Source organism: Streptosporangium sp. G11 (assembly GCF_051192615.1).
Taxonomy (GTDB): domain Bacteria; phylum Actinomycetota; class Actinomycetes; order Streptosporangiales; family Streptosporangiaceae; genus Streptosporangium.
In genome coordinates this window covers 75,131-100,510 of record NZ_JBPJUQ010000035.1, presented here as the reverse complement: position 1 = coordinate 100,510, position 25,380 = coordinate 75,131, and the positions used below count along the sequence as shown (strand labels likewise).

Genomic DNA, 25,380 nt, shown 5'->3' with positions numbered 1-25,380 from the left:
AGAGCAACAGATCATCCAGCCGGAGTGTCACCCGCCTCCCGAGCCGGATCTGTCGCACGGGTCCTGAGCCCTGACACCATGATCATGCATGTCCTACGGGTCAGTCTCTAATACCGGTCTCACCATCTGCGCCATCAAGACCGGCTATGTTAGAGATCATGAAGAAGACGTACTTGGCGGTACTGGCGGTGGTCTTCGCGTTTCTCACAGTGATTGGCGTCGTCACTTTCCCTGCGTTCTCCTATGTAATGGGGAATCGGAGCAAGTGCGGTGAGGAATACAACATCATCGACAAAGCCTTGGCGTCATTCGACATCCTGGACGCACGCCCGCCTGGGGCCGTCCCGCGCGGGGAGCGCGACTTCAGCTGCGACACCGACGATTATTTCGCATCCGTGAGTCGTTCTTATCGCTCGGCACAACAGCAAACTCTGGAAAATGTCCAGTCTTACTATCGCGCCATTGCCCTTCAACAGGGTTGGAAAGTCGTCGTCTCCAGTGAGGAGTTCTCTGACGGTGAGGACTGCGTGGTGAAGGACATCGAGGGCTCTCAAGTCAATCTGTCGGTTTGGTTCCCTCCAAAGGCGAAGGGCGATTACCACGTGAGCGTGTCCACTTAGCCTTGCTGACAACCTGAACGCCTGTCAGGCCTGGGTGGCGAGGAAGCCACCTTCGGTAGGTTTCTAGATCATGAGGGCGATGCCGTTGTCGGCGAGTTCTTGCGGGGTGAATACCGCGCTGGTGTCGTCGGCCAGTTCGGCGCTGTAGCCGATCTCGTAGCGGTTGGCGGGGGCTTTGACCTCGGTGACCTCGATGGGGTGGCCGTTGGCGTGGGCCATGGTGCGGCGGATGATGAGGATCGCTTCGGCGTAGTCCATGCCCAGGCGGGCGCGTTCGTCTTCGTAGACGATGCGGGAGGTGGTCAGGGTCATCCACCGGATGGGGCCGTGTTAGCGGATGAGGGACTGGTAGAAGAAGCCGGGGTACATCAAAGTCTCCACCGAACCCGGGGCGACTCATGGTCCGTGGAGATCGATCTCATGGACACGCCTCTGTCGGACCTCGCTGGAACGCCTTGTAATAGATCACACAGAGGATGACCGGGTACGGCTCTAGAGCGATGGCAGCCACTTTAAAGGCGCATGTGGACCCTTGAATCTCGGTGAGATGTTGGAAGCTTTTCGAGACTTCGTTGAGACCGCCGCCATGTCTTCTCCCGCTTGACCTTCCTGTTCGTCCCGGCGGAAGGAATGATGACGTCAGGGGCCATCGGATATCCATCGATGATGGGTGAAATCTCGCTTACCGGGATTCGGGGGGCAGGAGACACTGTGGCATGCGTCCCTACGAGCAGGCCGATGACCTCGAGCAGGCTGTCGACGAGTTGAGTGCCCGCATCTACACGGCGTTGCGTGACGGTGGTCTCGACGCCGAACCCCTCGTCGAGCTGGCCTGCCTGACAGAGGAGTGGGACGTGTCCACCGCTGTCACGCGGGAACTCCTCGAACGCCCCGCCGTCGAGCTGACGGCCGCCGACCTGGCCCGGCTGGGCAAGGCTCTTCTCGACGACGTCGGCTTCGGGCCGACCTTCGCTCTGGAACCGGGCCTCTTGGTGCCGCTGGAGGAGGCGCTGAAGGTCGTGGATCGTGACGTCCGCGCTGCGGGGATCACCGGGACGCTTCGGATGGTCCTGCCCGACCGGGACTCCATGGGCCTGGCATGGGTCGAGTTCCAGGGCATTCGCCATGGCAACGGCCTCGGGCCCGGAGGGGGCGACGCCCAAGGAGTGCTCCAGTACGTAGCCGACGCCACCCAGGATGTGGTCGTGGAGGCGACGTGGAAGATGTGGCCCGCCTGCCCGGTGCACGACCGGGGCCTGCGCGCCGAGCTGGAGAACGAGATCGCCGTGTGGCACTGCACGAGCAGCGGAACGCACACCGTCGCGCCGGTGGGTGAACTGCTGCCCGAACGCCGTTAACGGTCTTCCGCCGACTTGCCTAAACTCCTAACGGATTAAAAGTGGATGGCGCTTCTTGGCTTTCGCGACGCTCCGACCTGGCGCTTCGAGTGCTGCCTTGTCCTTGTTCAGCGGGGCAACTCGCGCATAGTCCAGATCTTGAAATCCTGCCAGGATGAACCGCGGTCGGCCACGCTGCCCGGTGGGCTCGGGCTGAGACATCCGATGGGCGGGGTGCGTCAAGTCGGTCCGGAGTGGCCGCCGACGCGGTCGGCGGGTTGTAGGCACGGTGGGGTGCGCGTCGGTGGTTGCTCCGGCGCCCGGGGGTCTGGGGACTGGGGACTGCGAAGCCTCCAGCGGTAACGGCGATCAGGTGGTGTGGCTCAGCCTTGGGCCGCTGCGGGCTGCTGGGCTGCTGGAGGGGTGGGGAATGCGGTGTGTTCTCGGTAGCTCTGGCGGGTGGTCAGGCAGTGGAACAGGCAGCCTGGCGGCCGGGGTGGGCGGCGGCTCAGAGGCCGCCGCGGGAGCAGTCGGGCAGTCGAGCAAGCCTGGCGGCCGGGTTCGTGATCTCGCGCGGAGGAGGCGTCGGGCTTGCCGGCCGGGCCGTATGTGCCCCGTCAAGCCTCGGGGCCGGGGCGTATGGAACCCGTCAAGGCGTGCAGAAAGCGGGAAAAAGGGCGGTTTCCTTACGTATGCCCCACCCGTCGGGTGGTGGCGGACAAATCCCGGATTCGAGGAGTGGGGATGGCAGACGTCATCTTCGTCGCCCTGACGGTCGCGATTTTCGTGATCCTCGGGCTGGTCGTCAGGGCGGTGGAACGGTTGTGAGTGCCGTGAACGCCACCGGTCTGGTCGTGGTCGTCGGCTTGGTGATCTTCATGGTCGCGGCCCTGCTCTTCCCGGAGCGCTTCTGATGAGGGAGTGCCCCTGATGTCCTCGACCATGGCCGGGATCCTGTTCATCGGATCCCTCGTCGTCGCCCTCGCGCTGGTCCACCGGCCGCTGGGCGACTATATGTATCGCGTCTACACCGGTACGAGGCACCTCGCCGTCGAGCGGGTGATCTACCGGCTCGTCGGTGTCCGGCCGGACACCGAGCAGAGGTGGGGCGTCTACGCCCGCGCCCTGCTGGCGTTCTCGGCGATCTCCGTTCTGCTCCTCTACGGGCTGCAGCGGCTGCAGGACAGGCTGTTTTTGTCACTGGGCTTCGCCCCGGTGCCCGACCACGTCGCCTGGAACACCGCCGTCAGCTTCGTCACCAACACCAACTGGCAGGCGTACTCAGGCGAGTCGACCATGGGCCACCTGGTGCAGATGTCCGGCCTGGCGGTGCAGAACTTCGTGTCCGCCGCGGTGGGCATGGCGGTGGCGATCGCGCTGGTCCGCGGCTTCGCGCGCAGGAGGACCGAGGAACTCGGCAACTTCTGGGTGGACCTGGTCCGCGGCACCGTCCGCGTCCTGCTGCCGCTCGCCCTCGTCGGCGCGGTCGTGCTGCTGGCGGGCGGCCTGATCCAGAACTTCGCCTCCCCGCACGAGGTGACCACCCTGACCGGCGGCACCCAGGCGATCACCGGCGGTCCGGTGGCCAGCCAGGAGATCATCAAGGAGCTGGGCAACAACGGCGGCGGGTTCTACAACACGAACTCGGCCCACCCGTTCGAGAACGCCACCGCCTGGACCAACTGGGTCGAGATCTTCGCGATCTTCCTGATCCCGTTCGCGCTGCCCCGCACGTTCGGCCGCATGGTCGGCGACACCCGGCAGGGCTACGCGATCGTCGCGATCATGGGGACCCTGGCGCTGGCGAGCGTCGCGCTGCTGACCGGGCTGGAGATCGCCCACGGCGGTACGGTCCCGCAGGCGGTGGGCGCGGCGATGGAGGGCAAGGACGTGCGCTTCGGCGTGCCCAACTCCGGCACCTTCGCCGCAGCCACCACGCTCACCTCCACCGGGGCGGTCAACTCCTTCCACGACTCGTTCACCGCGCTCGGCGGCATGCTCACGATGTTCAACATGATGCTCGGCGAGGTCGCCCCCGGCGGCGCGGGCGCGGGCCTGTACGGCATGCTCGTCCTCGCCGTGATCACGGTCTTCGTGGCCGGGCTCATGGTCGGCCGCACGCCCGAGTACCTGGGCAAGAGGATCGGCTCCCGCGAGATCAAGTTCGCCGCGATGTACTTCCTGGTCACGCCGCTGCTCGTGCTGACCGGCACGGCATTGTCGATGGGCTCGGCCGAACAGCGGGCGAGCATGCTCAACAGCGGCCCGCACGGCTTCTCCGAGGTGCTGTACGCCTTCACCAGCGCGTCCAACAACAACGGATCCGCGTTCGGCGGCATCACCGTCAACACGCCGTGGTACGACGTGGCCCTCGGCCTGTGCATGGCCTTCGGCCGGTTCCTGCCGATCATCTTCGTTCTCGCCCTGGCCGGATCCCTGGCCAGGCAGGCACCGGTGCCCGTCTCGGCGGGCACGCTGCCCACGCACCGCCCGCAGTTCGTCGGCATGGTCGTCGGCGTGACGGTGATCCTCGTCGCGCTGACCTTCCTGCCCGCCCTGGCGCTCGGCCCGCTCGCGGAAGGAATCCAGTGATGCCCACCCAGACGCTCGAAGCGCCGGGCCGTACCCCCGCTCCGAAGGACGGCAAGGTGGGCGGCGGCCTCCTCGACCCCCGGCAGCTGGTCACCTCGCTGCCCGAGGCGGTGAGGAAGCTCAACCCGGCCACGCTCTGGCGCAACCCGGTGATGCTGATCGTCGAGATCGGCGCGGCCTTCACCACGGTGCTCGCCGTGCTCACCCCGTCGTTCTTCGCCTGGGCCACCGTGGTGTGGCTCTGGCTGACGGTGATCTTCGCCAACCTGGCCGAGGCCGTCGCCGAGGGGCGCGGCAAGGCCCAGGCGGCCACGCTGCGCGCCGCCAAGCGCGACACCACGGCGCGGCGGCTGCGCGGACGCGACTCCACCGAGTGGGACGTCGTCGGAGCCCCCGAACTGCTGCCGGGGGACTTCGTTGTCGTGGAGGCCGGGGAGATCATCCCCGGTGACGGCGACGTGGTCGACGGCATCGCCTCGGTGGACGAGTCGGCCATCACCGGCGAGTCCGCCCCGGTTATCCGCGAGTCTGGCGGCGACAGGTCGGCGGTGACCGGCGGCACGAAGGTGCTGAGCGACCGGATCGTCGTCCAGATCACCCAGCGGCCCGGCGAGAGCTTCATCGACCGGATGATCGCCCTGGTCGAGGGCGCGAACCGGCAGAAGACCCCCAACGAGATCGCCCTCAACATCCTGCTGGCCGCCCTGACGATCATCTTCCTGGTCGCCACCGCGACCATGCAGCCGCTGGCGATCTACGCCAAGGCCCAGAACCCCGGCGTACCGGACTCGCTGGCCCTGACCGGGGACGGCGTCACCGGCGTCGTGCTGGTCGCGCTGCTGGTCTGCCTCATCCCGACCACCATCGGGGCGCTGCTGTCGGCGATCGGCATCGCGGGCATGGACCGGCTGGTCCAGCGCAACGTCCTCGCGATGAGCGGCCGCGCGGTCGAGGCCGCCGGAGACGTCAACACCCTGCTGCTGGACAAGACCGGCACCATCACGCTTGGCAACCGGCAGGCGTCGGAGTTCCTGACCGCCACCGGCGTCTCCGCCGGCGAGCTGGCGACGGCCGCGCAGCTGGCCAGCCTCGCCGACGAGACCCCCGAGGGCCGCTCCATCGTGGTCTACGCCAAGCAGGCGTACGGCCTGAGGGAGCGCGGGCCCGGAGAGCTCGTCCACGCCGAGTGGATCGGGTTCACCGCGCAGACCCGGATGAGCGGCGTCGACCTCGACGGCCGCCGGATCCGCAAGGGCGCCGCCACCGCCGTCATGAAGTGGGTGCGCGAGCACGGCGGCCACCCCACCGACGAGGTGGGGAGCATCGTCGACGCCGTCTCCGGCTCCGGTGGCACCCCGCTGGTCGTCGGGGAGGTCGTCGAGGGCAAGGCGCGTGTCCTGGGCGTCGTCCACCTCAAGGACGTCGTCAAGCAGGGCATGCGCGAGCGCTTCGACGAGATGCGCAGGATGGGCATCCGCACCGTCATGATCACGGGCGACAACCCGCTGACGGCCAAGGCCATCGCCGACGAGGCGGGCGTGGACGACTTCCTCGCCGAGGCCACGCCCGAGGACAAGCTCGCCCTGATCAGATCGGAGCAGGAGGGCGGCAGGCTGGTCGCCATGACCGGCGACGGCACCAATGACGCGCCCGCGCTCGCGCAGGCCGACGTCGGGGTGGCGATGAACACCGGCACCTCGGCCGCCAAGGAGGCCGGCAACATGGTCGACCTCGACTCCAACCCGACCAAGCTCATCGAGATCGTCGAGATCGGCAAGCAGCTGCTCATCACCCGCGGCGCGCTGACGACCTTCTCGATCGCCAACGACGTCGCCAAGTACTTCGCGATCATTCCCGCGATGTTCGCGGCGGTCTACCCGGGCCTGGACGCGCTGAACGTCATGCGCCTGTCCAGCCCGCAGTCGGCGATCCTGTCCGCGGTCGTCTTCAACGCGGTCATCATCGTGGCGCTGATCCCGCTCGCCCTGCGCGGCGTGCGCTACCGCCCCTCCAGCGCGTCGAAGCTGCTCAGCCGCAACCTCTACGTCTACGGTCTGGGCGGCATCGTCGTGCCCTTCGTCGGCATCAAGCTGATAGACCTTCTCATCCAGTTCCTTCCGGGGATGTCTTAAATGGAACGCATGCCTAGCTGGATCCGCCAGCATCTCGCCGCGCTCCGCGCGCTGCTCGTCCTGACCCTGGTGACCGGGGCCGTCTACCCGCTGGTGGTCACCGGCGTCGCCCAGGCCGTGTTCAACGGCGGGGCCAACGGCTCCATCGTCCAGAAGGACGGCAGGGACGTGGGCAGCGCGATCGTCGGCCAGAGCTTCACCGACGCCGACGGCAGGCCGGTCGGCAGGTACTTCCAGAGCAGGCCGTCGGCGGCCGGTGACGGCTACGACATGCTCTCCACCGCCGCGAGCAACCTCGGGCCCGAGGACGTCGTGGACGTCCTGCCCGTCCCCGGGACGGAGGACGGGGAAGGCAGGCAGAGCCTGCTCACCCAGGTCTGCGCCAGGTCCAGGGCCGTCGGGGAGCTGGAGGGGGTCAGCGGCGCCAGGCCGTACTGCACGCCCGACGGGGTCGGCGCCGTGCTGAAGGTCTTTCCCGCCGTCGGCACCCCCACCCGGGCCGTCAGCGTCAACCAGGCCTGCCCGGCGGCCCCGTTCGTCGCCGAGTACCGCGGTGTCAGGGTCGAGTGCGGCAGGCCCGGCGAGGACTACGCGGCCGGTCGCACCGTCCCGGTCCGCGGTACAGCCGAGGCCGTGGTGCCCGCCGACGCGGTCACCGCCAGCGGCTCGGGCCTCGACCCGGACATCTCCGTCGCGTACGCCGACCTCCAGGCGGCCCGGGTGGCCAGGGAGCGCGGCCTGCCCGTGGAGACGGTGAGGCGGCTGATCGCGGCGAACACCACCGGCCGCCCCCTCGGCTTCATGGGCGAACCCGCGGTGAACGTCCTCGAACTCAACCTGGCCCTCGACAGGGGATGACGTCCCCCGCCGGGGCGGGCGCGGCACCGTGCCGCGCCCGCCCCTGAAGGTCCCGCCCCCTCGCACCCTCCGAACCCCCGAACCCCCGAAGCTCTCGCAGTTCTCGAAGTTCTCGAAGTGGAAGTCCGAAGGAGGTAACCGGTGAGCAAGGGGCGAGGGCGGCTGCGCATCTATCTCGGAGCCGCCCCGGGTGTCGGCAAGACGTACGCGATGCTGTGCGAGGGCCGACGCCGTCTCGCGAGAGGCACCGACGTCGTCGTGGGCCTCGTCGAGACCCACGGCCGTTCCCGCACGGCGGAGCTGCTCGACGGGATGGAGATCGTCCCGCGCAGGAGCATGGTCCACCGCGGGAGCGTGTTCACCGAGCTGGACGTGGACGCCGTCATCGCCAGGAGGCCCAGGGTCGCCCTGATCGACGAGCTGGCCCACACCAACGTGCCGGGCTCGCGCAACGCCAAGCGCTGGCAGGACGTCGAGGAGATCCTCGACGCGGGCATCGACGTCGTCTCCACCGTCAACATCCAGCATCTGGAGTCGCTCAACGACGTGGTCGAGGAGATCACCGGGGTGGTCCAGCGCGAGACGGTGCCCGACGAGGTGGTCCGCCGCGCCGACCAGGTGGAGCTGGTGGACATGGCCCCGGAGGCGCTGCGGCGGCGGATGGCCCACGGCAACGTGTACGCGCCGGAGAAGGTCGACGCGGCGCTGTCGAACTACTTCAGGGTCGGCAACCTGACCGCGCTGCGCGAGCTGGCGCTGCTGTGGGTGGCGGGCAAGGTCGACGACCAGCTCGACCGCTACCGCGCCGAGCACGGCATCGACGGCACCTGGGAGGCGCGCGAGCGCGTCGTGGTCGCGCTGACCGGCGGCCCGGAGGGCGACACGCTGGTGCGGCGGGCCGCCAGGATCGCGGACAGGAGCAAGGGTGCCGACCTGCTGGCCGTGCACGTCACGCGCGCCGACGGCCTGGCCGGAGCCGACCCCGCGAGCATGGCCCGGCAGCGCACGCTGGTGGAGGACATGGGCGGCACCTACCACCAGGTCGTCGGCGACGACGTCCCGAGCGCCCTGCTCGACTTCGCGCGCGGCGTCAACGCCACCCAGCTGGTGCTGGGGGCCTCCCGGCGCGGCCGGTTCGCCCAGGTCCTCTCCCGGGGGGTCGGGGTGACCACCACCGCGCGGTCCGGGTCCATCGACGTCCACATGATCACCCATGACGAGGTCAAGAGGGGACGTGACCACGCCCCGTCGCGGGCCGCGCTGACCCGCACCCGGCGGGCGGCGGGCTGGGGTCTCGCGATCCTCGGGCTGCCGCTGCTGACGATGGCGCTGTATCCCTTCCGCAGCGACGTGAACCTGCCGACCGACATACTGCTCTTCCTGCTCATGGTGGTCGTGGTCGCCCTGGTCGGCGGCATGTGGCCCGCAGTCACCGCCGCCGTGCTCGGCTTCCTGCTGCTCAACTACTTCTTCACGGCGCCGGTCGACCGCTTCACCATCGCCGATCCGGAGAACCTGTTCGCGCTGAGCGTCTACGTGCTGGTGGCCGTCATGGTGAGCGCGGTCGTGGACGTCGCCGCCCGCCGTACCCGGGAGGCGGCCCGCGCCCGCGCCGAGGCGGAGGTCCTCTCCACCCTGGCCGGGCACGTGCTCCGCGGCGAGCACGCGCTCGCCTCGCTGCTCGCCCGGCTGAGGGAGACCTTCGGGCTGGCCTCGGTCACCCTGCTGGAACGCACCGGCGATCCGGGCCCCGACGACCAGTCCAACCCCGAGGCGTGGCGGATCGTGGCCACCGCCGGTGAGGCGCCCTGCACCTGCCCGGGGGGCGCGGACACCGACGTGGTCATCGACGAGCGGCTGGCCCTGGCCATCCGGGGCAGATTGCTGGAGGCGTCCGACCGGCGGGTGCTGGAGGCGTTCGCCGCTGAGGCGGCGGTGGCGCTGCGGCAGGATCGGCTGGAGGAGGAGGCGGAGCAGGCCAGGCCGCTGGCCGAGGCCGACAGGATGCGCACCGCGCTGCTCGCCGCCGTCAGCCACGACCTGCGTACCCCGCTCGCCTCGGCCAAGGCCGCCGTGGAGAGCCTGCGCAACACCGGCATCGACTGGTCGCCGCAGGACAGGGAGGAACTGCTCGCCACCGCCGACGAGTCCCTGGCCAAGCTGGACCGCCTCGTCGCCAACCTGCTCGACATGAGCCGCCTGCAGGCGGGGGTGCTCGGGCTGCGGCTGGAGGCGACCGCGATCGAGGAGATCGTGCCGCGCGCCGTCGACGACCTCGGCCACCTGTCCCACCGGATCGAGGTGGACCTCTCCGCCGACCTGCCCGAGGTCGTCGCCGATCAGGCGCTGCTGGAACGGATCCTGGTCAACCTCATGTCCAACGCCGTCCGCTACAGCCCCGAGGACCGGAAGGTCCTCGTCATGGCCGGCGCGTACGGCGACCACGTGGAGATCCGCGTCGTCGACCGCGGCACGGGCATCCCGCCCGACGCCTACGACCGGGTCTTCATGCCTTTCCAGCGGCTCGGTGACCGCGACAACCACACCGGCGTCGGCCTGGGCCTCGCCCTCTCCCGAGGGCTCGCCGAGGCGATGGCCGGCACCCTGCTACCGGACGAGACACCAGGAGGTGGTCTCACCATGATCCTGACACTTCCCGTTTCCTCCCGCTCGCGCGCACATCCCGCGGCGGGACGGCCATGACCCGCGTCCTCGTCGTCGACGACGAGCCCCAGCTCCTGCGCGCCCTGCGCATCAACCTCGCCGCGCGCCACTACGACGTGGCCGTGGCCCCCGACGGCGGCGGGGCACTGCGGCAGGCCGCCGACTGGCATCCCGACCTGGTCGTGCTCGACCTCGGCCTGCCCGACCTCGACGGGATCGACGTCATCCACGGCCTGCGCGGCTGGACCACCGTCCCGATCATCGTCCTCTCCGGCCGTACGGGAGGATCCGACAAGGTCGACGCGCTGGACGCCGGGGCCGACGACTACGTCACCAAGCCGTTCGGCATCGACGAGCTCCTCGCCCGCATCCGGGCCGTCTCCCGGCGCACCGCGCTGCACGACGCGGAACTCGCCGAGATCCGCATCGGCGACCGGGTCGTGGACCTGGTCGACAAGACCGTCTCCGGTGGCGTACGGCTGACGCCCACCGAGTGGCACCTGCTGGAGATCCTGGTCCGCAACCCCGGCAAGCTCATCACCCAGCGGCATCTGCTGACGGAGGTCTGGGGTGCCAAGTACCTCGGGGAGACCCACTACCTGCGCCAGTACATGGCCCAGATGCGCAAGAAACTGGAACGGGACCCGGCCCGCCCGGTCCACCTGCTCACCGAGCCGGGCATGGGGTACCGCTTCCAGCCCTGACGGGCCCGGCGAGCCCTGACGAGCCCGGCGGGTTCGGTGGGTTCGGCGGGTTCGTTCCGGGCACCCGCGAGGTGAGCCCGTGCTCGATCCCCGTGCTGGATTCCCGGGCCCGATCCCCGCGGTGTCCCCTCCGGCCCTCGCGCACGACGGAGGCGCCGGTTCCTACCGGCGTCCCCTCAGGGCGTCGCGCCCCCGGGCCACGATGAGGTCGACGGCCTTGACCTCGTCGATGTCGCGGGCGGCGGCCAGGGCGTTCTTGGCCGCGTCGTAGGCGTCCAGGGCCCGGTGCCAGTTGACGTCGTCGCCGCCCTCGCCCCCGTCGGCCAGGCGGTCGATCTCCTCGCCCAGCCGCGTGACGTTCTCCTCCTGCGTCCGCCTGCTCCTCTCCAGGAGGGCCGCCCGCGCGGCCGCCTCCAGCTTGGCGGCCCTCCCGCGCCGCCGCCCGCGCGCGACCGTCTTGAATAGCACCCAGAACGCGACCAGGCCCACCAGGGAAAGGAAGATCACCCACCCGATCGCCAGCCGGCTGGACGACCCCGACAGGTCGGCGTCCTTGGCGCGGTCGGTCTTCATGCCGGTGACCTCGGCGTCGGCGAAGACGGCGCCTCGCAGCTCGGTGTACCTCAGGTCGGCGTCGGTCAGCGTCGCCCCGCGGAAGACCGCGCCCTGGAACTTGCCGCTGCTCAGGTCGGCCCGCTCCATTTTGGCGCCGGTGAAGTCGGCGTGGTCGGCCCTGGCACTGCCGAACTCCGCGTCGCGCAGGTCGGCGCCGCCCAGCCTGGCCTCCGTCAGGTCGGCGCTGCCGAACTCCGCCCCCGACAGGTCCGCCTTCGACAGGTTCGCCCCGGCCAGCTTGGCGCTGCGGAGCTCCGCCCTCGCCATGCGCGCCCCCGTCAGGTCGGCCCCCATCAGCTCGGCGCTGCCGAGCTTGGCGCGCTCCAGGCGCGCGCCGCGCAGGTCGGCGCCCTTGAGGTAGCGGATCGTGGCCCCGGTGGCCGAGACGTCGCGCAGGATCGCCCGGTCCAGCTTGACGCTGCCCAGGTCGACCCCGTCCAGCTTGGCGCCGGTCAGGTCGGCGCAGCTCAGGTCTCTGGGGAACTCGGTGACCGAGGTCAGGTCCCAGCCCGCGTACTTCTGCCCGCTGCCCCGCTCGCACGCCGGGTCGGGGGTCGGCAGGTCCTTGGGCATCCCCTTGCTGCCCGCCAGCCGCGCGCCCGTGGCGTCGCGCAGTTCGGCCCCGCCGAGATCGGCGCCCTGGAAGGTCGCACCGTCCATCACCGACCCGCGCAGCTGCGCGCCCCGCAGGTCGGCGTCCCGGAACACGGTCTTGATCAGCGTGGAGTTGTACAGGCGGGCCTTGGGCGCCTTGAGGCCGGTGAGGTCGGCCCGGCGCATGTCCGCGTTGTAGGCGTCCGCGTCGGTCAGGTCGACACCGACCAGCTTCGCGTCGTCGAACTGGGCCGCGTACGTCTTGGCGCGCACCATGGTGGCCCCGCTCAGGTCGGCACCCTCGAAGTGCGCGTTGTAGGGCAGCGAGTCGTCCATGGTCGCCCCGCGCAGGTCGGCGCCGCGCAGGTTCGCGTAGTACAGCTCCGCCTCCGACAGGTCGGCCCCGCGCAGTTTGGCCCCGGCCATCTCGGCGTTCCCGAGGCGGGCGCCCTTGAGCGAGGCGCCCCGCAGGTCGGCCCCGGTGAGGAGGCTGCGCACGATCACGCCGTCCAGCCTGGCCTTCCGCAGGTCGGCGCAGGACAGGTCGGCGGGCAGCGTGACCCGGGTGAGGTCCCTGCCGGCCAGCTTGGGACCGCTGCCGGGCCTGCACCCGGCCCTGGCGCTCCCCGTCGCCCGGATGTCCCGCGCGGCCCGGGTTTCCTGGGCCGTCTGGGTTTTCTGTACGGCGTGCGTGTCTTGTACGGCGTATGTGTCCTGTACGGCGTGGGCCGACGCCGCGGGGGCGGCCAGCAGGGCGGCCGGCAGGATGACGACCCCGGCGAGCAGGCGGGTAAGGCTGGACATGTCTCTCTCACTGTCTCCCCCGAGGCGCGCGGACCCGCCCGGCGGGGGAGAGAGAGCCGGGCGGGAAGTTCGTGGATAGACCGGTGCGGGTGACACCCCGAGGGGAGGGGCCCGCCCGAGGGACCATACGGGAACGCGACCCTTTATAGGAGGGTCCGGTTGCGGCCCGCTTGCGAACCGCTTTTTTGCTCGGGCCCCTCTCCCGCCGTAACGCGGACCGCCTTTCACCCCGGCCCTTCCCGCCCGGCTCCTCTCCCGCGCGAATCGCGGTACCGCGATTCGCGGTACCGCGACGGCACTACAGCGGTTCCGAGGCGTTCGTCTGGGACTGCTTCGACCAGGCGAGCTGCTCGGTCTCGCGCAGTTCCTCCTCCGCGGTCTGCTCCACCCTGGCCATGGCCCAGCGCAGGATCGGCGGCGCCATGAGCGAGGTCACGATCGCCACCAGCACGATGATCGTGTAGACCTCGACGCTGAGGATGCCCAGCCGCAGGCCCACCATGGCCACGACCACCTCGATCACACCCCGCGCGTTGAGCCCCGCGCCCAGTGCCAGGGCCTCCCACCGGTTGAGCTTGCTGGCGCGCGCTCCGGCGTACGCCCCGACGAACTTGCCGATGATCGCCACGGCCAGGATGCCGAGCCCGGCGAGCAGGACCATCGGGTCGGTCAGGGACGTCAGGTCCATGCGCAGCCCCGCGGTGGCGAAGAAGATCGGCGCGAAGCCGGAGAGCACCACCGTGCGCAGCGGGGCGAGCCGGGCCGGGTCGACGCCGCTCGCGGAGCCGATCAGGATGCCGCACACGAAGGCGCCGAAGACGGCCTCCAGGCCCATCGCGTGCGTGGCGGCCGCGGCGAGCAGGAGCAGCACGGCCGCGGTCGCGACGGAGGAGCCGGGGTCCTCCTCGTTCCGGGAGGTGAGCCGGAACGCGTGCCGTACCAGCGGGCGGCCCACGGTGAGCGCGAAGACCACGACCGCCAGCAGGCAGGCGAGCGAGATCAGCACGTTCCCGGCTCGCAGGCCGGTGGTGGCCATGGCCGACACGATCGACAGCATGAACCAGCCGAACGCGTCGTCGATCATGCCCGCGGCCAGTGTGAGCTGCCCGACGTTGCGGTGGAGCAGCCCCATGTCCATGAGGGTCTTGGCGATGACGGGGATGGCGCTGACGCACATCGCGACGCCGAGGAAGAGCGCGAAGACCAGTGTCTCCGTTCCGGCGGGAACGAGCGTGGCCGGGAGCAGGAAGCCCGCGCCGATGCCGAACGCGAGCGGTACCAGCAGCCCGCCGATGCTGACACCGGCGGCCGTGGCGCCCCGGCGCCGGATCAGCCCCATGTCCATGTGGATGCCGGTGATGCCGACGAGCAGCAGCACGCCGATCTGCCCGACCGCGTCGAGCAGGTGGAACTGGGCGCTGTCCTGCGGGAACAGCCAGGTGGACAGGTCCGGCGCGACGTGCGCGAGGAACGACGGGCCCAGGAGCACGCCGACGAACAGCTCGCCGACGACGGCGGGCATGCCGAGCCGCCTGGCGAGGCGGCCGAAGACGAGGGCGAGCAGCAGGAGCAGCCCTACCTGGAGTAAGAAGATCAGTAGTTGATGGGCGGCGATCGGCGCCACCGGCGCCGCGAGCGGGACGAGCACGACAGACCCCTTCGGTCTCTCACAAGGCACCGCCCTGTCTCCCCAGTCAGGACGGTACGGCGTAGAGCCTGACAAAACGAAGATCAGCTATCAATCCTTGAAGAGTTACCCAAAATATGCGTTGGCACGTGTGCCACATGTTTTGTGAGGGACATCACAGGGTCAACCGCGTTTCACCTGCGGATATCGGCGGGGGTTAGGAAAACCGGGAGGCGCGGAGCCGCTCCGGCGTCACCGGAGGCCGGGGAAAAACGGGACACCCGACCCTATTCCCGGCATCGCTGGGGGTCGGGGAAACAGGGACCTCCGGCGTCGCCGGAAGCCGGGAAAACAGGGGCCTTCGGCGCTGTTCCCGGCGTCGCCGGAGGCCGGGGAAAGCGGGACGCTCGGCGCCGCCGGAGTGGGGATCGCGCCGCGGCCGGGGCGGGGGCGACGCGCGCTCAGGCCCCTCGCCGGGCCGCGGAGTGGAGCGGTGCCGGGTGCCCGTCGCCCGTCTCCGCGGGCCGGGTCGCGACCTCGCGGTCCGCGCGAGGCGCCCAGCAGGTGACGGCGGGGGTGGGCCCGCCGGGAGCGTCGCCCTGGAAGAGCATCTTCAGGACGCCGGGGAACTCGCCGGTGCGGTCCAGGCCGAGGTCGTGCACCAGCACCGTCGCGGGCCGCGTCCGGGCGACGGTGTCGGCCAGCTCGACGAGCCCGGTGGGGGAACCGGCGGACGGTGGCGACGTCATGGCCAGGAACCAGGCGCCCACGTCGCCGACGAACCGGGCGAGCCGCGTCCCGTCCAGCGTGCGTGCCACGCCGTCGCCCGCGGGGGAGCCGGGGAACACCAGCTCGCCGCGGCCACCGGTGAGCCTGCCGGGGCCCACGAGGTGGACCACGTCCGCGGACCCTCCCGCCAGGACCGCACCGATCCAGTTGAGCCACGGGTCACCGGGACGCGGGGCCAGGGCCACCGGGGGGTCGTGGACCACGATGCCGGGACGGCGCGCCACGAGCCCGCGCATCCGCCCCGCGCTTTCCCGGCCGGTGAACACGTGCACGCCCACCCGGTGGCCGACGTCGTGCCACTGCTCGGCGATGTCCGCCAGGTCCGGCGCGAACACGGGACCGCCCGCGCAGAGCACCACCCGCAGGCCGCCGCCGGGCGCCGGCGGGCGCGGTGTGAGGTACGGCGTGCGCAGGACGGGCCTGGCCAGCGACTCCGACAGCAGCCGTTCCCAGGGAAGCAGGTGCAGGTGGCCGTGCGGATGCCGGATGTCGAGCCGGAGCGCGAGGTCCCCGCCGCCCTCGCCCGCCCCCAGGGCCTCGCCGATCGCCCGCAGGACCTCGCCCGGCACGGTGAACCCGTCCTCGGGGAGCTCGCCGGCCGGCGTCGTCTCGTCCGGTACGCCGAACAGCCGGGCGGGCCAGGACGCGCTCCACCGCAGCCCCGGGTCCCGGTGCGGCACCTCCAGGATCACCCTGTGCTCGCCCGCGGCCCTCTTCTCCAGCCGCACGCGCAGCGTGGGCGCCTCCTCCATGATCACTTCCTTACCGGGGAGAGGATGCTGGTTCTCCACCGGGACGGGACGCGCCTCATGGGGGTCGTACCTCGTCGTGAACGGCCCGTGTCACGGCCGGCCCATGTCACGAACCCCTCGTCATGAACGGAGCCCCTGTCGTGAACCGCTCCCTCGCCCGGTACGGCGATGATGGGCCGTGCGGGGCCGGGACACCTGAGTAGACCCCTACTCAACCGTCATCGGGGGTCCAGCAGGGTGTCGACCAGGGCGCGGCCGTAGCCGGGCGCGAGGGAGTCGCACATGAACAGGACCCGGTACGTCATCGGCGCGAGCACGTGGTCTCGCACCGCGTCCAGCGTGGGCACCTCCTCGCCGCGCCCGGCGGCGCGGGTGAGGATGGCCTTGATGCGGTTGCTGGCGTACGCGCAGCACTGCCCGGTGCTCCTGCCGTCGTCGTCGCCGGCGACCACGTCGCGGGCGAACGCGCGCCCGGTGGGAGAGGACATCTCCTCCAGCCACTCCTCGGCCCAGGCCGCGAGGTCGTCCCGCAGATTCCCGAGGTCGGTCGGCGGGCCGTCGGGCCGCATGTACTCGAGGGCGACGTCGGCCAGCAGCTCCTGCAGGTCACCCCACCTGCGGTAGACGGTCGAGGGGGTCACGCCCGCGCGGGCGGCGACGAGCGGCACGGTCAGGTCGGCACGGTCGCGCTCGGCCAGGAGATCCCGTACCGCCTCGTGGACGGCCTGCTGCACCCGCGCGCTCCGGCCCCCGGTGCGTACCGCCTGCCTCGTACCCATGCAACCGAGCTTAACGCAAAATATTTGCTTCAGTGGTCCTAGGTGTGTACGTTGCTAACGCAAATCCTTTGCTTTAAAGCTCCAGGAGTCCCTCGATGCCCACCGTGTCCCCCGAGACGTCCACTGAGACGTCCACCGCGACGTCTCCAGCGGCTTCGACGTTGCCCGCCCGCCAGGGCCGGCCGGGGGCCGGCGCGACCCTGGTGCTCCTGGCGACGACCCTGACGACGTTCATGGCCGCCGCCAGCGCGCCCACCCCGCTGTACGCCGTGTACCAGGGTCACTGGGGCTTCTCTCCCGGCGTCCTGACCGCGGTCTTCGCCGTCTACGCGGTCAGCCTGCTGGTGGCCCTGCTCACCGTGGGCTCCCTGTCGGACCACGTCGGGCGCCGTCCGGTGATCCTCGGGGCGGTGGCGCTCGAAACGGTCGCGATGGCCGTCTTCGCCTACGCCGACGGGGTGCCCGCCCTGGTGGTCGCGCGTGTCCTGCAGGGCTTCGCCACCGGCGCCGCGACCGGGGCGCTGGGAGCGGGCCTGCTGGACGCCGACCGGACACGCGGCCCGCTGGTCAACAGCGTGACCCCCGCCCTGGGCCTGGCGGTGGGCGGCCTGGGGTCGAGCCTGCTCGTGCAGTACCTGCCCGCGCCGACGCGGACGGTGTTCGTCGTCCTGATCGTCGCGTTCGTGCTGCAGGGCGTCGCGATCCTCCTCCTGCCCGAGTCCGTCAGCCGCCGGGCAGGCGCGCTGGCCTCGCTGCGCCCGCACGTCAGCGTGCCCGCGGGGGCGCGCCGGGTCCTGCTGATGGTCACCCCGATCACCGTGGCCGGGTGGGCGCTCGGCGGGTTCTACCTGTCCCTGGGGCCGTCCCTGGCGCGCGGCGTCACCGGCTCGGGGTCGGTCGTGGTGGGCGGTCTGCTCGTCTTCGCGCTGACCTTCAGCGGAACCGTCGCGATCCTCGCCCTGCGGGCGGTCCCCGCCCCGCGCGCCATGCGGGTGGCCGCCGTGCTCCTCGCCCTCGGGGTGGTCGTGACCCTGCTCGGCGTGAACACCGGCTCGGGGGTGCTCTTCTTCGGAGGTACGGTCGTCGCCGGGCTGGGCTTCGGCGCGGGCTTCCAGGGCGCCGCGCGCGTCCTGCTCCCGGCCGCGGCCCCGCACGAGCGGGCCGGGCTGATGGCCGCCTTCTTCATCGTCAGCTACCTCGCCATGAGCATCCCCGCCACCGTCGCCGGGATCGTCGCGGGCCACCTGCCCCTCACCGAGATCACCACGTACTACGGGATCGTCCTCGCCGTCCTGGCCATGGCGGCCCTGGCGGGGACGTTCCTCGTCCGCGACCGCCTCCCCGAGGCGGCGCGCACGGCATGACCTCGCCCCGGCGGCGGCCGTCCGGGCTCGGCGTGGAAGGCTGTCGGTCATGACTGTTCTGGACATTCCAACGGTGAAGCTGGTCAACGGCGCGGACATCCCGCAGGTCGGTCTGGGCACCTGGCCCATGTCGGACGAGGAGGCGGAGGTCGCGGTGGCGGGCGCCGTCGAGATGGGCTACCGGCTGGTGGACACCGCCTACGCGTACGGCAACGAGACCGGGGTGGGGCGCGGGCTGCGGGCGAGTGGCGTGCCGAGGGAGGAGCTGTTCGTCACCACCAAGCTGAACGGCGAGTGGCACGGATACGACGCCGCGCAGGAGGCGTACCAGGCCAGCCTGGACCGGCTCGGCCTCGACTACGCCGACCTCTACCTGATCCACTGGCCGCTGCCGCGCAAGGACCGCTACGTGGAGGCGTGGAAGGGCCTGGTCAAGCTGCTGCGGGACGGCCGCGTGCGGGCGATCGGCGTGTCGAACTTCAAGCCGGCCCACATCGACCGGCTGCTGGACGAGACCGGCGTGGTGCCCGACGTGAACCAGATCCAGCTCAACCCGTTCTTCACCCGCGACGAGCCCCGCGCCTACGACGCCGTGCACGGGATCGCCACCCAGTCCTGGAGCCCCATCGGGCAGGGAGGTGACCTGCTGGGCCATCCGGTCGTCACGGCCGTGGCCGAGCGGCACGGCAGGACCCCCGCCCAGATCGTGCTGCGCTGGCACATCGAGCTCGGCCTGATCACCGTGCCGAAGTCGGCCAGCCCCGAGCGGATGAGGGCCAACGCCGACATCTTCGGCTTCACCCTCGCCCCGGAGGAGGTCGCGGAGCTGTCCTCCCTCGACCAGGGCGAGGCCGCCGCGACCGACTCCGACACGGTCGGCCACTGACCTTCTCGGCAGGGGCGAGGCCGCCGAGAGCGGCTCCGAACGGTCGGCCACCGGCCTCCTGCGGGAAGTCGTCCGGCGGAACGGCGCGCGGCGCCGAGCCCGGTCTCCACGCCGGCCATGACGCGTTCGACGCCGCGGCGGGCGAAGGGCGGCATCGCCGGAGACGCGACCCGCCCCCCGGAGCGGGGCGGGCATGCGTCGGCCGCCGGGTCAGGTTCGGCCCGAGGTGGGCGTGGCCGGCCCGGAACCCCCTGACGCGGAGAGGAGAAGCTCGGCCAGCGCCCTGGCGCGCCTGGCGGGTCCTCTTTCACCGAGCGCCTGGACGGAGGCGTACACGCCCTCCATGGTGAGGGCGAGCTGGTCGGCGAGTTCGGCCGGGTTGTCGGCTCCCGTGGCGGCGGTGAGTTCGCCCAGGCGGACACGGACCCAGGTTTTCGTACCGACGGCGTGCCGGTGGGCGGGGTGGTCCCGATCGGGGATCTCGGCCAGGGCCATCAGGAAGGGGCAGCCGCGGCACTGCTGGGGTTGCACCTGCTCGGTGAGCGCGTCGAAGAGCGCGAGGATTCGGTCCCGTGGGCCGCGGCCGTCGTCGGCGACCACGGCGTCGAACCATTCCCGGTACAGCCGGCCGGCGCGTTCGACGTACGCGGCGATCAGGTCGTCCTTGGAGGCGAACAGCCGGTAGAGGGTGGTGGGCGCGACGCCCGCCTCGGCGGCGATCCTGTCGACGCCGACGGCCCGGATGCCGTGCCAGTAGAACAGGTCGTGGGCGATCTGGAGCACGTGCTCACGTGTTTGGGCGGCGTTGCGCCGCATGAGAAACCCCTTGATCGGTCGGGAACGTGCCCCTAGTGTAAACCGTTGTTAGGGATCGTTCCCTAACAACGGGGACTCGGCGCGGGCGAGTGTGATCGCGACGAGATGGGGACGGTTCGGCCGCGAGGCTCGTGCCGGGATGCCCGGTGCCGGCCGGATTCGCGATCGATGCGACGGGGCCGGTCATCGTTCGGATCCTGGACGTCACGGATGCGCGAGTGGCGGCCGACGCCCGCCGCCGATCCCCGCGGTCGGAGCGGACGGAAGGAAACAGCAATGATCTTGGTGACGGGGGCCGGCGGCAACGTGGGCGGCGAGCTGGTCGATCTGCTCGCCGACGCCGGCCGGCCGGTGCGGGCGTTGGCCCGTGGCCCGTGGAGGTCCCGGGCGCGGCCGGGTGTGGAGGTGGTCGCCGCCGACCTGAACCGGCCGGAGACCTTGTCCGAGGCGCTGGACGGTGTGGACGGCGTGTTCCTGCTGGGCGGGTTCGACGACATGCCCGGGGTGCTGGCCGCGATGCGCGCGGCGGACGTGGGTCACGTCGTGTTGCTGTCGTCGCGTTCGGTGGTGGGCGGCCACGCCGACAACGCCGTCGCGGGCATGCACATGACCTCGGAGGCCGCGGTACGCGCCTCCGGCATCGGGTGGACGCTGCTGCGGCCGAGTGGTTTCATGTCCAACGCGCTGGAGTGGCGGGCGCAGCTTCGCGCCGGTGACGTCGTACGTGCCCCGTTCGCCGGGGTGCCGGTCGCCGCCATCGACCCGCACGACATCGCCGCGGTCGCGGCGGCCGTGCTCACCCGGGCGGACCACCATCATCGTGACTACGCGCTGACCGGCCCGGAATCCGGCCTTCCGGCCGACCGGGTGCGGATCCTGGCCGAGGTCCTCGGCCGGCCGCTGCGCTTCGAACCACAGTCCGACGCGCGGGCCAGGGCGGAGATGAGCGAGACCGTCCCCGCCAGGTACGTGGACGCGTTCTTCCGGTTCTTCGTCGGCGGCGAGTTCGACGACTCACAGGTGCTGCCGACGGTCCAGGAGATCACCGGCCGGCCGGCGCGCTCCTTCGAGCAGTGGGCGCTCGCGCACGCGGAGGCGTTCAAGTGAGAAAGCCGATCGCGTTCCTGACCGCGGCCCTGTGCGCCGCGATGCTCCTCGCGGGCTGCTCCGGCCCGGCCGGGGACCGCGAGTCCGCCTCGCCGGCCCCGGCCGTCGGGCGGATCGCGTCGGCCGATCCCGGCTCGGTCAACACGTTCTGGCTGCGTACCCCGCGAGGACTCGTCGTCGTCGACGCCCAGCGTTCACTGTCCGACGCCCGCCGGGCGCTGGCGGCGATACGGGGCACCGGAGATCCCGTCGCCGCGATCCTCATCACCCACGGCCACCCCGACCACGTCGGGGGCGTCGGCGTGCTCCACGACGCCTACCCGGCCGCTCCCATCCACTCGTCCGAGGCGACGGCGGCCTGGATGCGGGCGGATCCGCTCCACTTCTACGAGATCACCCGGAAACTGCCCGGCGCCGACTACGCCCCCGAGCTGACCTACCCGGACCACACCTTCGCCCCCGGCGCCACACTCGACGTCGGTGGCGTCCGGCTGGAGACCGCGGAGTTCGGGCCCGGCGAGACCGAGACGGCGACCGCCTACTACGAGCCGAGGAGCGGCGCCCTCTTCGCCGGCGACCTCGTCGCGAACAGGGCCACGCCCGCCCTGCTGGAAGGGCACGTCTGCGGCTGGCTGACCGACCTCGACCGCCTTCGCACCCGATTCCCGCACGCCCGCACCCTCTACCCCGGGCACGGAGCCCCCGGCGACGCCGCCGATCTCATCGAAAGGCAACGGACCTACCTTGAAGACTTCCGCCGCCTCGTGCGGCCCACCGTGCGGCCGGACTCGCCCGCGGGCAGGAAGGTCAGCCCGGACGAGCAGAGGTCGATCATCGCCGACCTCGGCCGCGCCTATCCCGGCTACCCGTCGGTCGCCTCCCTGCCCACCTTGATGCAGGAGAACGTCAAAAGCGTGGCCAGGGAACTCCTCGAAGAGGATCCCGCCGAACTCCCACCTGCCTGCCGGGACGTCTGACCGCCCGGCCTCACGGGCGCCGGCGCGGGCCTCGCGAGGCCGATCGTGGCGCGTCGAGCTCGACGACCCCGGTCCGGCTTGAGCGCACCGACGGGAGAGTCCGGTCACGGGCGAGGACGTCAGCCCTCCGCCTGTGCCCGGCCTTCCTCCGGCATCGGGCCGGTCCGGGCGCATGCCGATGTGGAGAACCGGGGAGGGGGTCAGCGCCGCCACCTCCTCCAGGGCGCGCACCGCCGCGCGGGCGGCCTCCGGGTGGCCGGCGCCCACCGCCGCCTCGACCAGGTCGCCGACGGCCCAGCAGCGGATGAACGGATGGTGGGCCGGGTCGCCGGGCTCGAACACCCGCCGCAGGTGGGCGTACGCCTCGGCGTGCCGTCCCGCGCAGAGCGAGGTCATGCCACGGGCGAGCTGGAGCAGCGCGAGGCTGGAACCGTTGGCCATCGGGACCAGGACCCGCTCGGCCTCCTCGGCGGCGGGCATCGCCACCGTCCACTCCTCGCTGTGGACCGCCGCGTAGGCCTGGCTCACCAGCGCCTGGGCGAGCAGCCCCAGCCTGCCCTGGGCGCGCAGGGCCGCGATCGAGGCGGTGAGGAAACCCGTCGACAGGTCGAAGGCGCCCACCGAGGTCGCGGCCGGGCCGAGCAGCCGGGCGATCGCCGCGTCGCCGCCGGTGTCCTGGAGCTTCGACAGCCGTTCGATGACGGCCGCCCCGCGTTCCGCCGGGCCCGCCAGGCCCAGGATGAGGAGCAGTTCGGGATCGTCCTCGGTCGCGGACAGCCGCTCGGCGGCGGTGATGACGGGTTCGCGAACCTCCCAGCCGGGACCGGTCCACCAGCAACGGATGGCCGCCGCCCGGAGGAAGTTCAGGGCCAGGGCCCGGTCGCCGGCCGCCTCGACGCGTTCGGCGGTCTCGACCAGCCCGCGCACCCGAGACGCCCCCTCGCCCGGTCCCTCCTCGAGCATCTCGCGCAGCCAGCTCATCCGGGCCTGCTGCAACGGGTTCGGGTGCGAGAGCTCCGTCCGGCCGAGCAGCTCGGCGACGAGGTCGCGGCGACCCAGCTCGAAGGCCAGTTCGGCGGCGCGCAGGGACCGCTCGCGCCGGAGCGCGGGATCCTCGCCGAGCTCCGCCGACCGCTGCAACGCGGCCACCGCCACCGTGATCGCGCCGCGCCCGCGCGCCCGGTCGGCCACGGCCTCCAACTCGGCGGCGATCGACTTGTCCCCGCGCGTGATCGCCGCCGCCCGGTGCCAGGCCCTGCGGTCCGGATCCCCGGCGTGCGCCTCGGCCAGCGCGGCGTGCGCCGCCAGCCGCTCGGCAGGTCCGGCCCCCTGGTAGATCGCCGACCGCATGAGGGGGTGGTTGAACCGTAAGGTCCGCTCGTCGGCCCTCACCAGCCCCGCCTCGGTGGCGGGGGACAGTGCCGCGGCCGTCACCGGCGCGCCGGTGACGGCCGCGGCGGCGATCAGCATGTCCGCCAGGAACTCACCGTCGTCGGCGGCGGCGATCAGCAGCAGCGCCCGCGTGGCGGCGGGCAGCTCGGCCATCCGCGCGGCGAACGCCCGCTCCAGCCGCTCGGTGAGCGGAAGGAACTCCGCCTTCGTCACGAGCGGTTCCGTCTCCAGCCCCAGCGGGAGCTCGACCAGCGCGAGCGGGTTGCCGGCCGCCTCGGCCAGCACCCGCCGGCGCGTCCCGGTCGTGAGCCTCGGGGCCCGCGCGTCCAGCAGCGCCTCCGCCGCCGCGGGTTCCAGTGCGCGCAGGCGCAGTTCGGGCAGCCCGCAGTCGTCAAGGCTCATGGCGTATCCGTCGCGGACCGCCATCAGCAGCACGATGGGCTCCGAGCCCACCCGCCGCGCCACGAACCCCAGCACGTCCACGGTGGGGCGGTCGAGCCACTGCACGTCGTCGACGACCACCAGCAGCGGCCCGCGCGCCGCCGCCTCGCCCAGCAGGTTCAGCGCGGCGAGCGCGATCAGGAAGAACTCGGGCGCGCTCGCCTCGCTCATGCCGAAGGCGCCCAACAGGGCCTCGCGCTGCCGCGCCGGAAGCTCTCCCGCGGAGCCAGCAACGGACGGTCGCTTTAGTGTCGTTCCCAAACCCCATGAACCAGGCTGGAAAGGGACATCCATGAGTGGCCCTGTTCTCGAACCCGCCGCGCGGGCGTTCGCGGTGGCATCCGCGAACCCGCCCCGCCCGTTCGACCTCGGTCCCGGCCGGGGGCGCGACACGGTGGACGAGGTGCGGAGCCCGAGGATCGAGGTGCCCGGCACCGGCTCGACCCGGCGCGCGTCGCCGGCGACTCCATGGGGGGCGACATGGCCGCCTTCCTCACCCTGACCGCCAAGGAGCGCGGCGACCTCGCGCTCGCCGGGCAGGTGCTGTTCCGCCCGGTCATCGACGCGGCCGTCGACCAGGCCGTTTCCTTCCTCCGCCGAGTGCTCGCCCAATCCTGGGCCCGTGTTCCGGGCCCGTGTTCCGGGCTCGCCCTGACCGACGACCATCACAGAAGGAGCCCCACGCATGTCCGTATCGCATGACGTCCAGCAGATCGAGCAGGCCAACTCCTCCGGCCGGACCCCGGTCGTCTTCGTCCACGGGTTGTGGCTGCTGCCCAGCAGTTGGGACCGGTGGGCCACCGTCTTCGCCGAGGCGGGCTACGCGCCGGTGACGCTCGGCTGGCCGGACGACCCCGACACCGTGGCCGAGGCCAAGGCCCATCCCGAGGTCTTCGCCCACAAGACCGTGGGCCAGATCGCCGACCACCTGACCGAGCTGATCGGCAAGCTGGAGCGCAGGCCCGCCGTCGTCGGCCACTCCTTCGGCGGCCTGCTCGCGCAGATCCTGGCCGGTCGCGGCCTGTCTGCCGCCTCCGTCGCGATCGACCCCGCCCCCTTCCGCGGCGTGCTGCCGCTGCCAGTCTCCTCCCTGCGCGCCTCCGTGCCCGTGCTGGGCAACCCGGCCAACATCCACCGCGCCGTCCCGCTCACCTACGAGCAGTTCCGCTACGCCTTCGCCAACGCCGTCACCGAGGAGGAGGCCAAGGAGCTGTACGAGACCTTCTCCGTCGCGGCCCCGGGCGCCCCGCTGTTCCAGGCCGCCACCGCGAACTTCAACCCCTGGAGCGAGACCAAGGTCAACAGCAGGAGTCCCGAGCGCGGCCCGTTGCTGATCATCTCGGGGGAGAAGGACAACACCGTCCCGTGGGCGATCGCCAACGCCTCCTACAAGAAGCAGAAGCGCAACGAGGCGGCGGTCACCGAGATCGTCGAGATCCCCGGCCGCGGGCACTCGCTCACCATCGACAGCGGCTGGCGCGAGGTCGCCGACACGGCCCTGGCCTTCGTCCGGCGCTTCCTGTGACCGGC

General features: G+C 71.5%; 20 protein-coding genes. 14 read left to right on the top strand and 6 right to left on the bottom strand.

From position 1 onward, the window contains the following. The first annotated feature begins 158 nt into the window (after positions 1-158). Positions 159-620, top strand: coding sequence for a hypothetical protein (locus ACSDR0_RS28445; RefSeq protein WP_435291958.1), 462 nt, complete (start codon positions 159-161; stop codon positions 618-620). Between the two features lie 63 nt (positions 621-683). On the opposite strand, the gene ACSDR0_RS28440 is transcribed toward ACSDR0_RS28445, so the two are convergent. Continuing rightward, complete coding sequence (locus ACSDR0_RS28440) at positions 684-932, bottom strand: hypothetical protein (RefSeq protein ID WP_435291957.1); 249 nt, start codon at positions 930-932, stop codon at positions 684-686. A 404-nt stretch (positions 933-1,336) separates the two neighbouring features. Between ACSDR0_RS28440 and ACSDR0_RS28435 the strand changes: the two genes are divergently transcribed. The 7 genes from ACSDR0_RS28435 to ACSDR0_RS28405 all read left to right on the top strand — a co-directional run bounded on the left by ACSDR0_RS28435 (position 1,337) and on the right by ACSDR0_RS28405 (position 10,907). After that, on the top strand, positions 1,337-1,978 hold the full coding sequence (locus tag ACSDR0_RS28435) for a hypothetical protein (RefSeq protein ID WP_435291956.1): 642 nt from the start codon (positions 1,337-1,339) through the stop codon (positions 1,976-1,978). 803 nt (positions 1,979-2,781) lie between these two features. Beyond that, entirely contained in the window at positions 2,782-2,871 is a 90-nt protein-coding gene (kdpF, locus tag ACSDR0_RS28430; RefSeq protein ID WP_350811823.1) for a K(+)-transporting ATPase subunit F, read from the top strand. 16 nt (positions 2,872-2,887) lie between these two features. After that, positions 2,888-4,549 carry a potassium-transporting ATPase subunit KdpA gene (gene kdpA, locus ACSDR0_RS28425; protein ID WP_435291955.1) on the top strand — a complete coding sequence of 554 codons (1,662 nt, stop codon included), beginning with the start codon at positions 2,888-2,890 and terminating at the stop codon, positions 4,547-4,549. After that, on the top strand, positions 4,549-6,681 hold the full coding sequence (gene kdpB / locus ACSDR0_RS28420; RefSeq protein ID WP_435291954.1) for a potassium-transporting ATPase subunit KdpB: 2,133 nt from the start codon (positions 4,549-4,551) through the stop codon (positions 6,679-6,681). The genes kdpA and kdpB overlap by 1 nt, the downstream gene beginning before the upstream one ends. Beyond that, positions 6,682-7,539 carry a potassium-transporting ATPase subunit C gene (locus ACSDR0_RS28415; protein ID WP_435291953.1) on the top strand — a complete coding sequence of 286 codons (858 nt, stop codon included), beginning with the start codon at positions 6,682-6,684 and terminating at the stop codon, positions 7,537-7,539. A 141-nt stretch (positions 7,540-7,680) separates the two neighbouring features. Next, positions 7,681-10,242 (top strand): DUF4118 domain-containing protein, encoded by a 2,562-nt coding sequence (locus ACSDR0_RS28410; RefSeq protein WP_435291952.1) that lies wholly within the window; start codon positions 7,681-7,683, stop codon positions 10,240-10,242. Further along, entirely contained in the window at positions 10,239-10,907 is a 669-nt protein-coding gene (locus tag ACSDR0_RS28405) for a response regulator (protein ID WP_435291951.1), read from the top strand. The genes ACSDR0_RS28410 and ACSDR0_RS28405 overlap by 4 nt, the downstream gene beginning before the upstream one ends. A gap of 162 nt (positions 10,908-11,069) precedes the next feature. Here the strand turns inward: ACSDR0_RS28405 and ACSDR0_RS28400 are convergent, their stop codons facing one another. From ACSDR0_RS28400 to ACSDR0_RS28385, 4 genes are all read right to left on the bottom strand, one after another. After that, on the bottom strand, positions 11,070-12,920 hold the full coding sequence (locus ACSDR0_RS28400) for a pentapeptide repeat-containing protein (RefSeq protein WP_435291950.1): 1,851 nt from the start codon (positions 12,918-12,920) through the stop codon (positions 11,070-11,072). A 298-nt stretch (positions 12,921-13,218) separates the two neighbouring features. Beyond that, on the bottom strand, positions 13,219-14,568 hold the full coding sequence (locus ACSDR0_RS28395; RefSeq protein ID WP_435291949.1) for a cation:proton antiporter: 1,350 nt from the start codon (positions 14,566-14,568) through the stop codon (positions 13,219-13,221). A gap of 440 nt (positions 14,569-15,008) precedes the next feature. Then, on the bottom strand, positions 15,009-16,088 hold the full coding sequence (locus ACSDR0_RS28390) for a hypothetical protein (RefSeq protein ID WP_435291948.1): 1,080 nt from the start codon (positions 16,086-16,088) through the stop codon (positions 15,009-15,011). A 218-nt stretch (positions 16,089-16,306) separates the two neighbouring features. Beyond that, positions 16,307-16,867, bottom strand: coding sequence for a TetR/AcrR family transcriptional regulator (locus ACSDR0_RS28385; protein ID WP_435291947.1), 561 nt, complete (start codon positions 16,865-16,867; stop codon positions 16,307-16,309). Between the two features lie 95 nt (positions 16,868-16,962). On the opposite strand from ACSDR0_RS28385, the gene ACSDR0_RS28380 reads away from it, so the two are divergent. Together ACSDR0_RS28380 and ACSDR0_RS28375 are read left to right on the top strand one after the other, a co-directional pair. Beyond that, on the top strand, positions 16,963-18,231 hold the full coding sequence (locus tag ACSDR0_RS28380) for an MFS transporter (RefSeq protein ID WP_435291946.1): 1,269 nt from the start codon (positions 16,963-16,965) through the stop codon (positions 18,229-18,231). 49 nt (positions 18,232-18,280) lie between these two features. Continuing rightward, a complete protein-coding gene (locus ACSDR0_RS28375; RefSeq protein WP_435291945.1) occupies positions 18,281-19,117 on the top strand; it encodes an aldo/keto reductase in 837 nt (278 codons plus the stop codon). Positions 19,118-19,327: 210 nt separating this feature from the next. Here ACSDR0_RS28375 and ACSDR0_RS28370 read toward each other — a convergent pair whose 3' ends face one another. After that, positions 19,328-19,933 (bottom strand): TetR/AcrR family transcriptional regulator, encoded by a 606-nt coding sequence (locus tag ACSDR0_RS28370; protein WP_435291944.1) that lies wholly within the window; start codon positions 19,931-19,933, stop codon positions 19,328-19,330. A 276-nt stretch (positions 19,934-20,209) separates the two neighbouring features. Here ACSDR0_RS28370 and ACSDR0_RS28365 point away from each other — a divergent pair, with 276 nt between their 5' ends. The 4 genes from ACSDR0_RS28365 to ACSDR0_RS28350 all read left to right on the top strand — a co-directional run bounded on the left by ACSDR0_RS28365 (position 20,210) and on the right by ACSDR0_RS28350 (position 25,375). Beyond that, a complete protein-coding gene (locus ACSDR0_RS28365) occupies positions 20,210-21,040 on the top strand; it encodes an NAD(P)H-binding protein (protein ID WP_435291943.1) in 831 nt (276 codons plus the stop codon). 41 nt (positions 21,041-21,081) lie between these two features. Next, on the top strand, positions 21,082-22,017 hold the full coding sequence (locus ACSDR0_RS28360) for an MBL fold metallo-hydrolase (RefSeq protein ID WP_435291961.1): 936 nt from the start codon (positions 21,082-21,084) through the stop codon (positions 22,015-22,017). A 2,109-nt stretch (positions 22,018-24,126) separates the two neighbouring features. Continuing rightward, entirely contained in the window at positions 24,127-24,552 is a 426-nt protein-coding gene (locus tag ACSDR0_RS28355) for an alpha/beta hydrolase fold domain-containing protein (RefSeq protein ID WP_435291960.1), read from the top strand. After that, a complete protein-coding gene (locus tag ACSDR0_RS28350; RefSeq protein ID WP_435291942.1) occupies positions 24,536-25,375 on the top strand; it encodes an alpha/beta hydrolase in 840 nt (279 codons plus the stop codon). The genes ACSDR0_RS28355 and ACSDR0_RS28350 overlap by 17 nt, the downstream gene beginning before the upstream one ends. Positions 25,376-25,380: the final 5 nt, after the last annotated feature.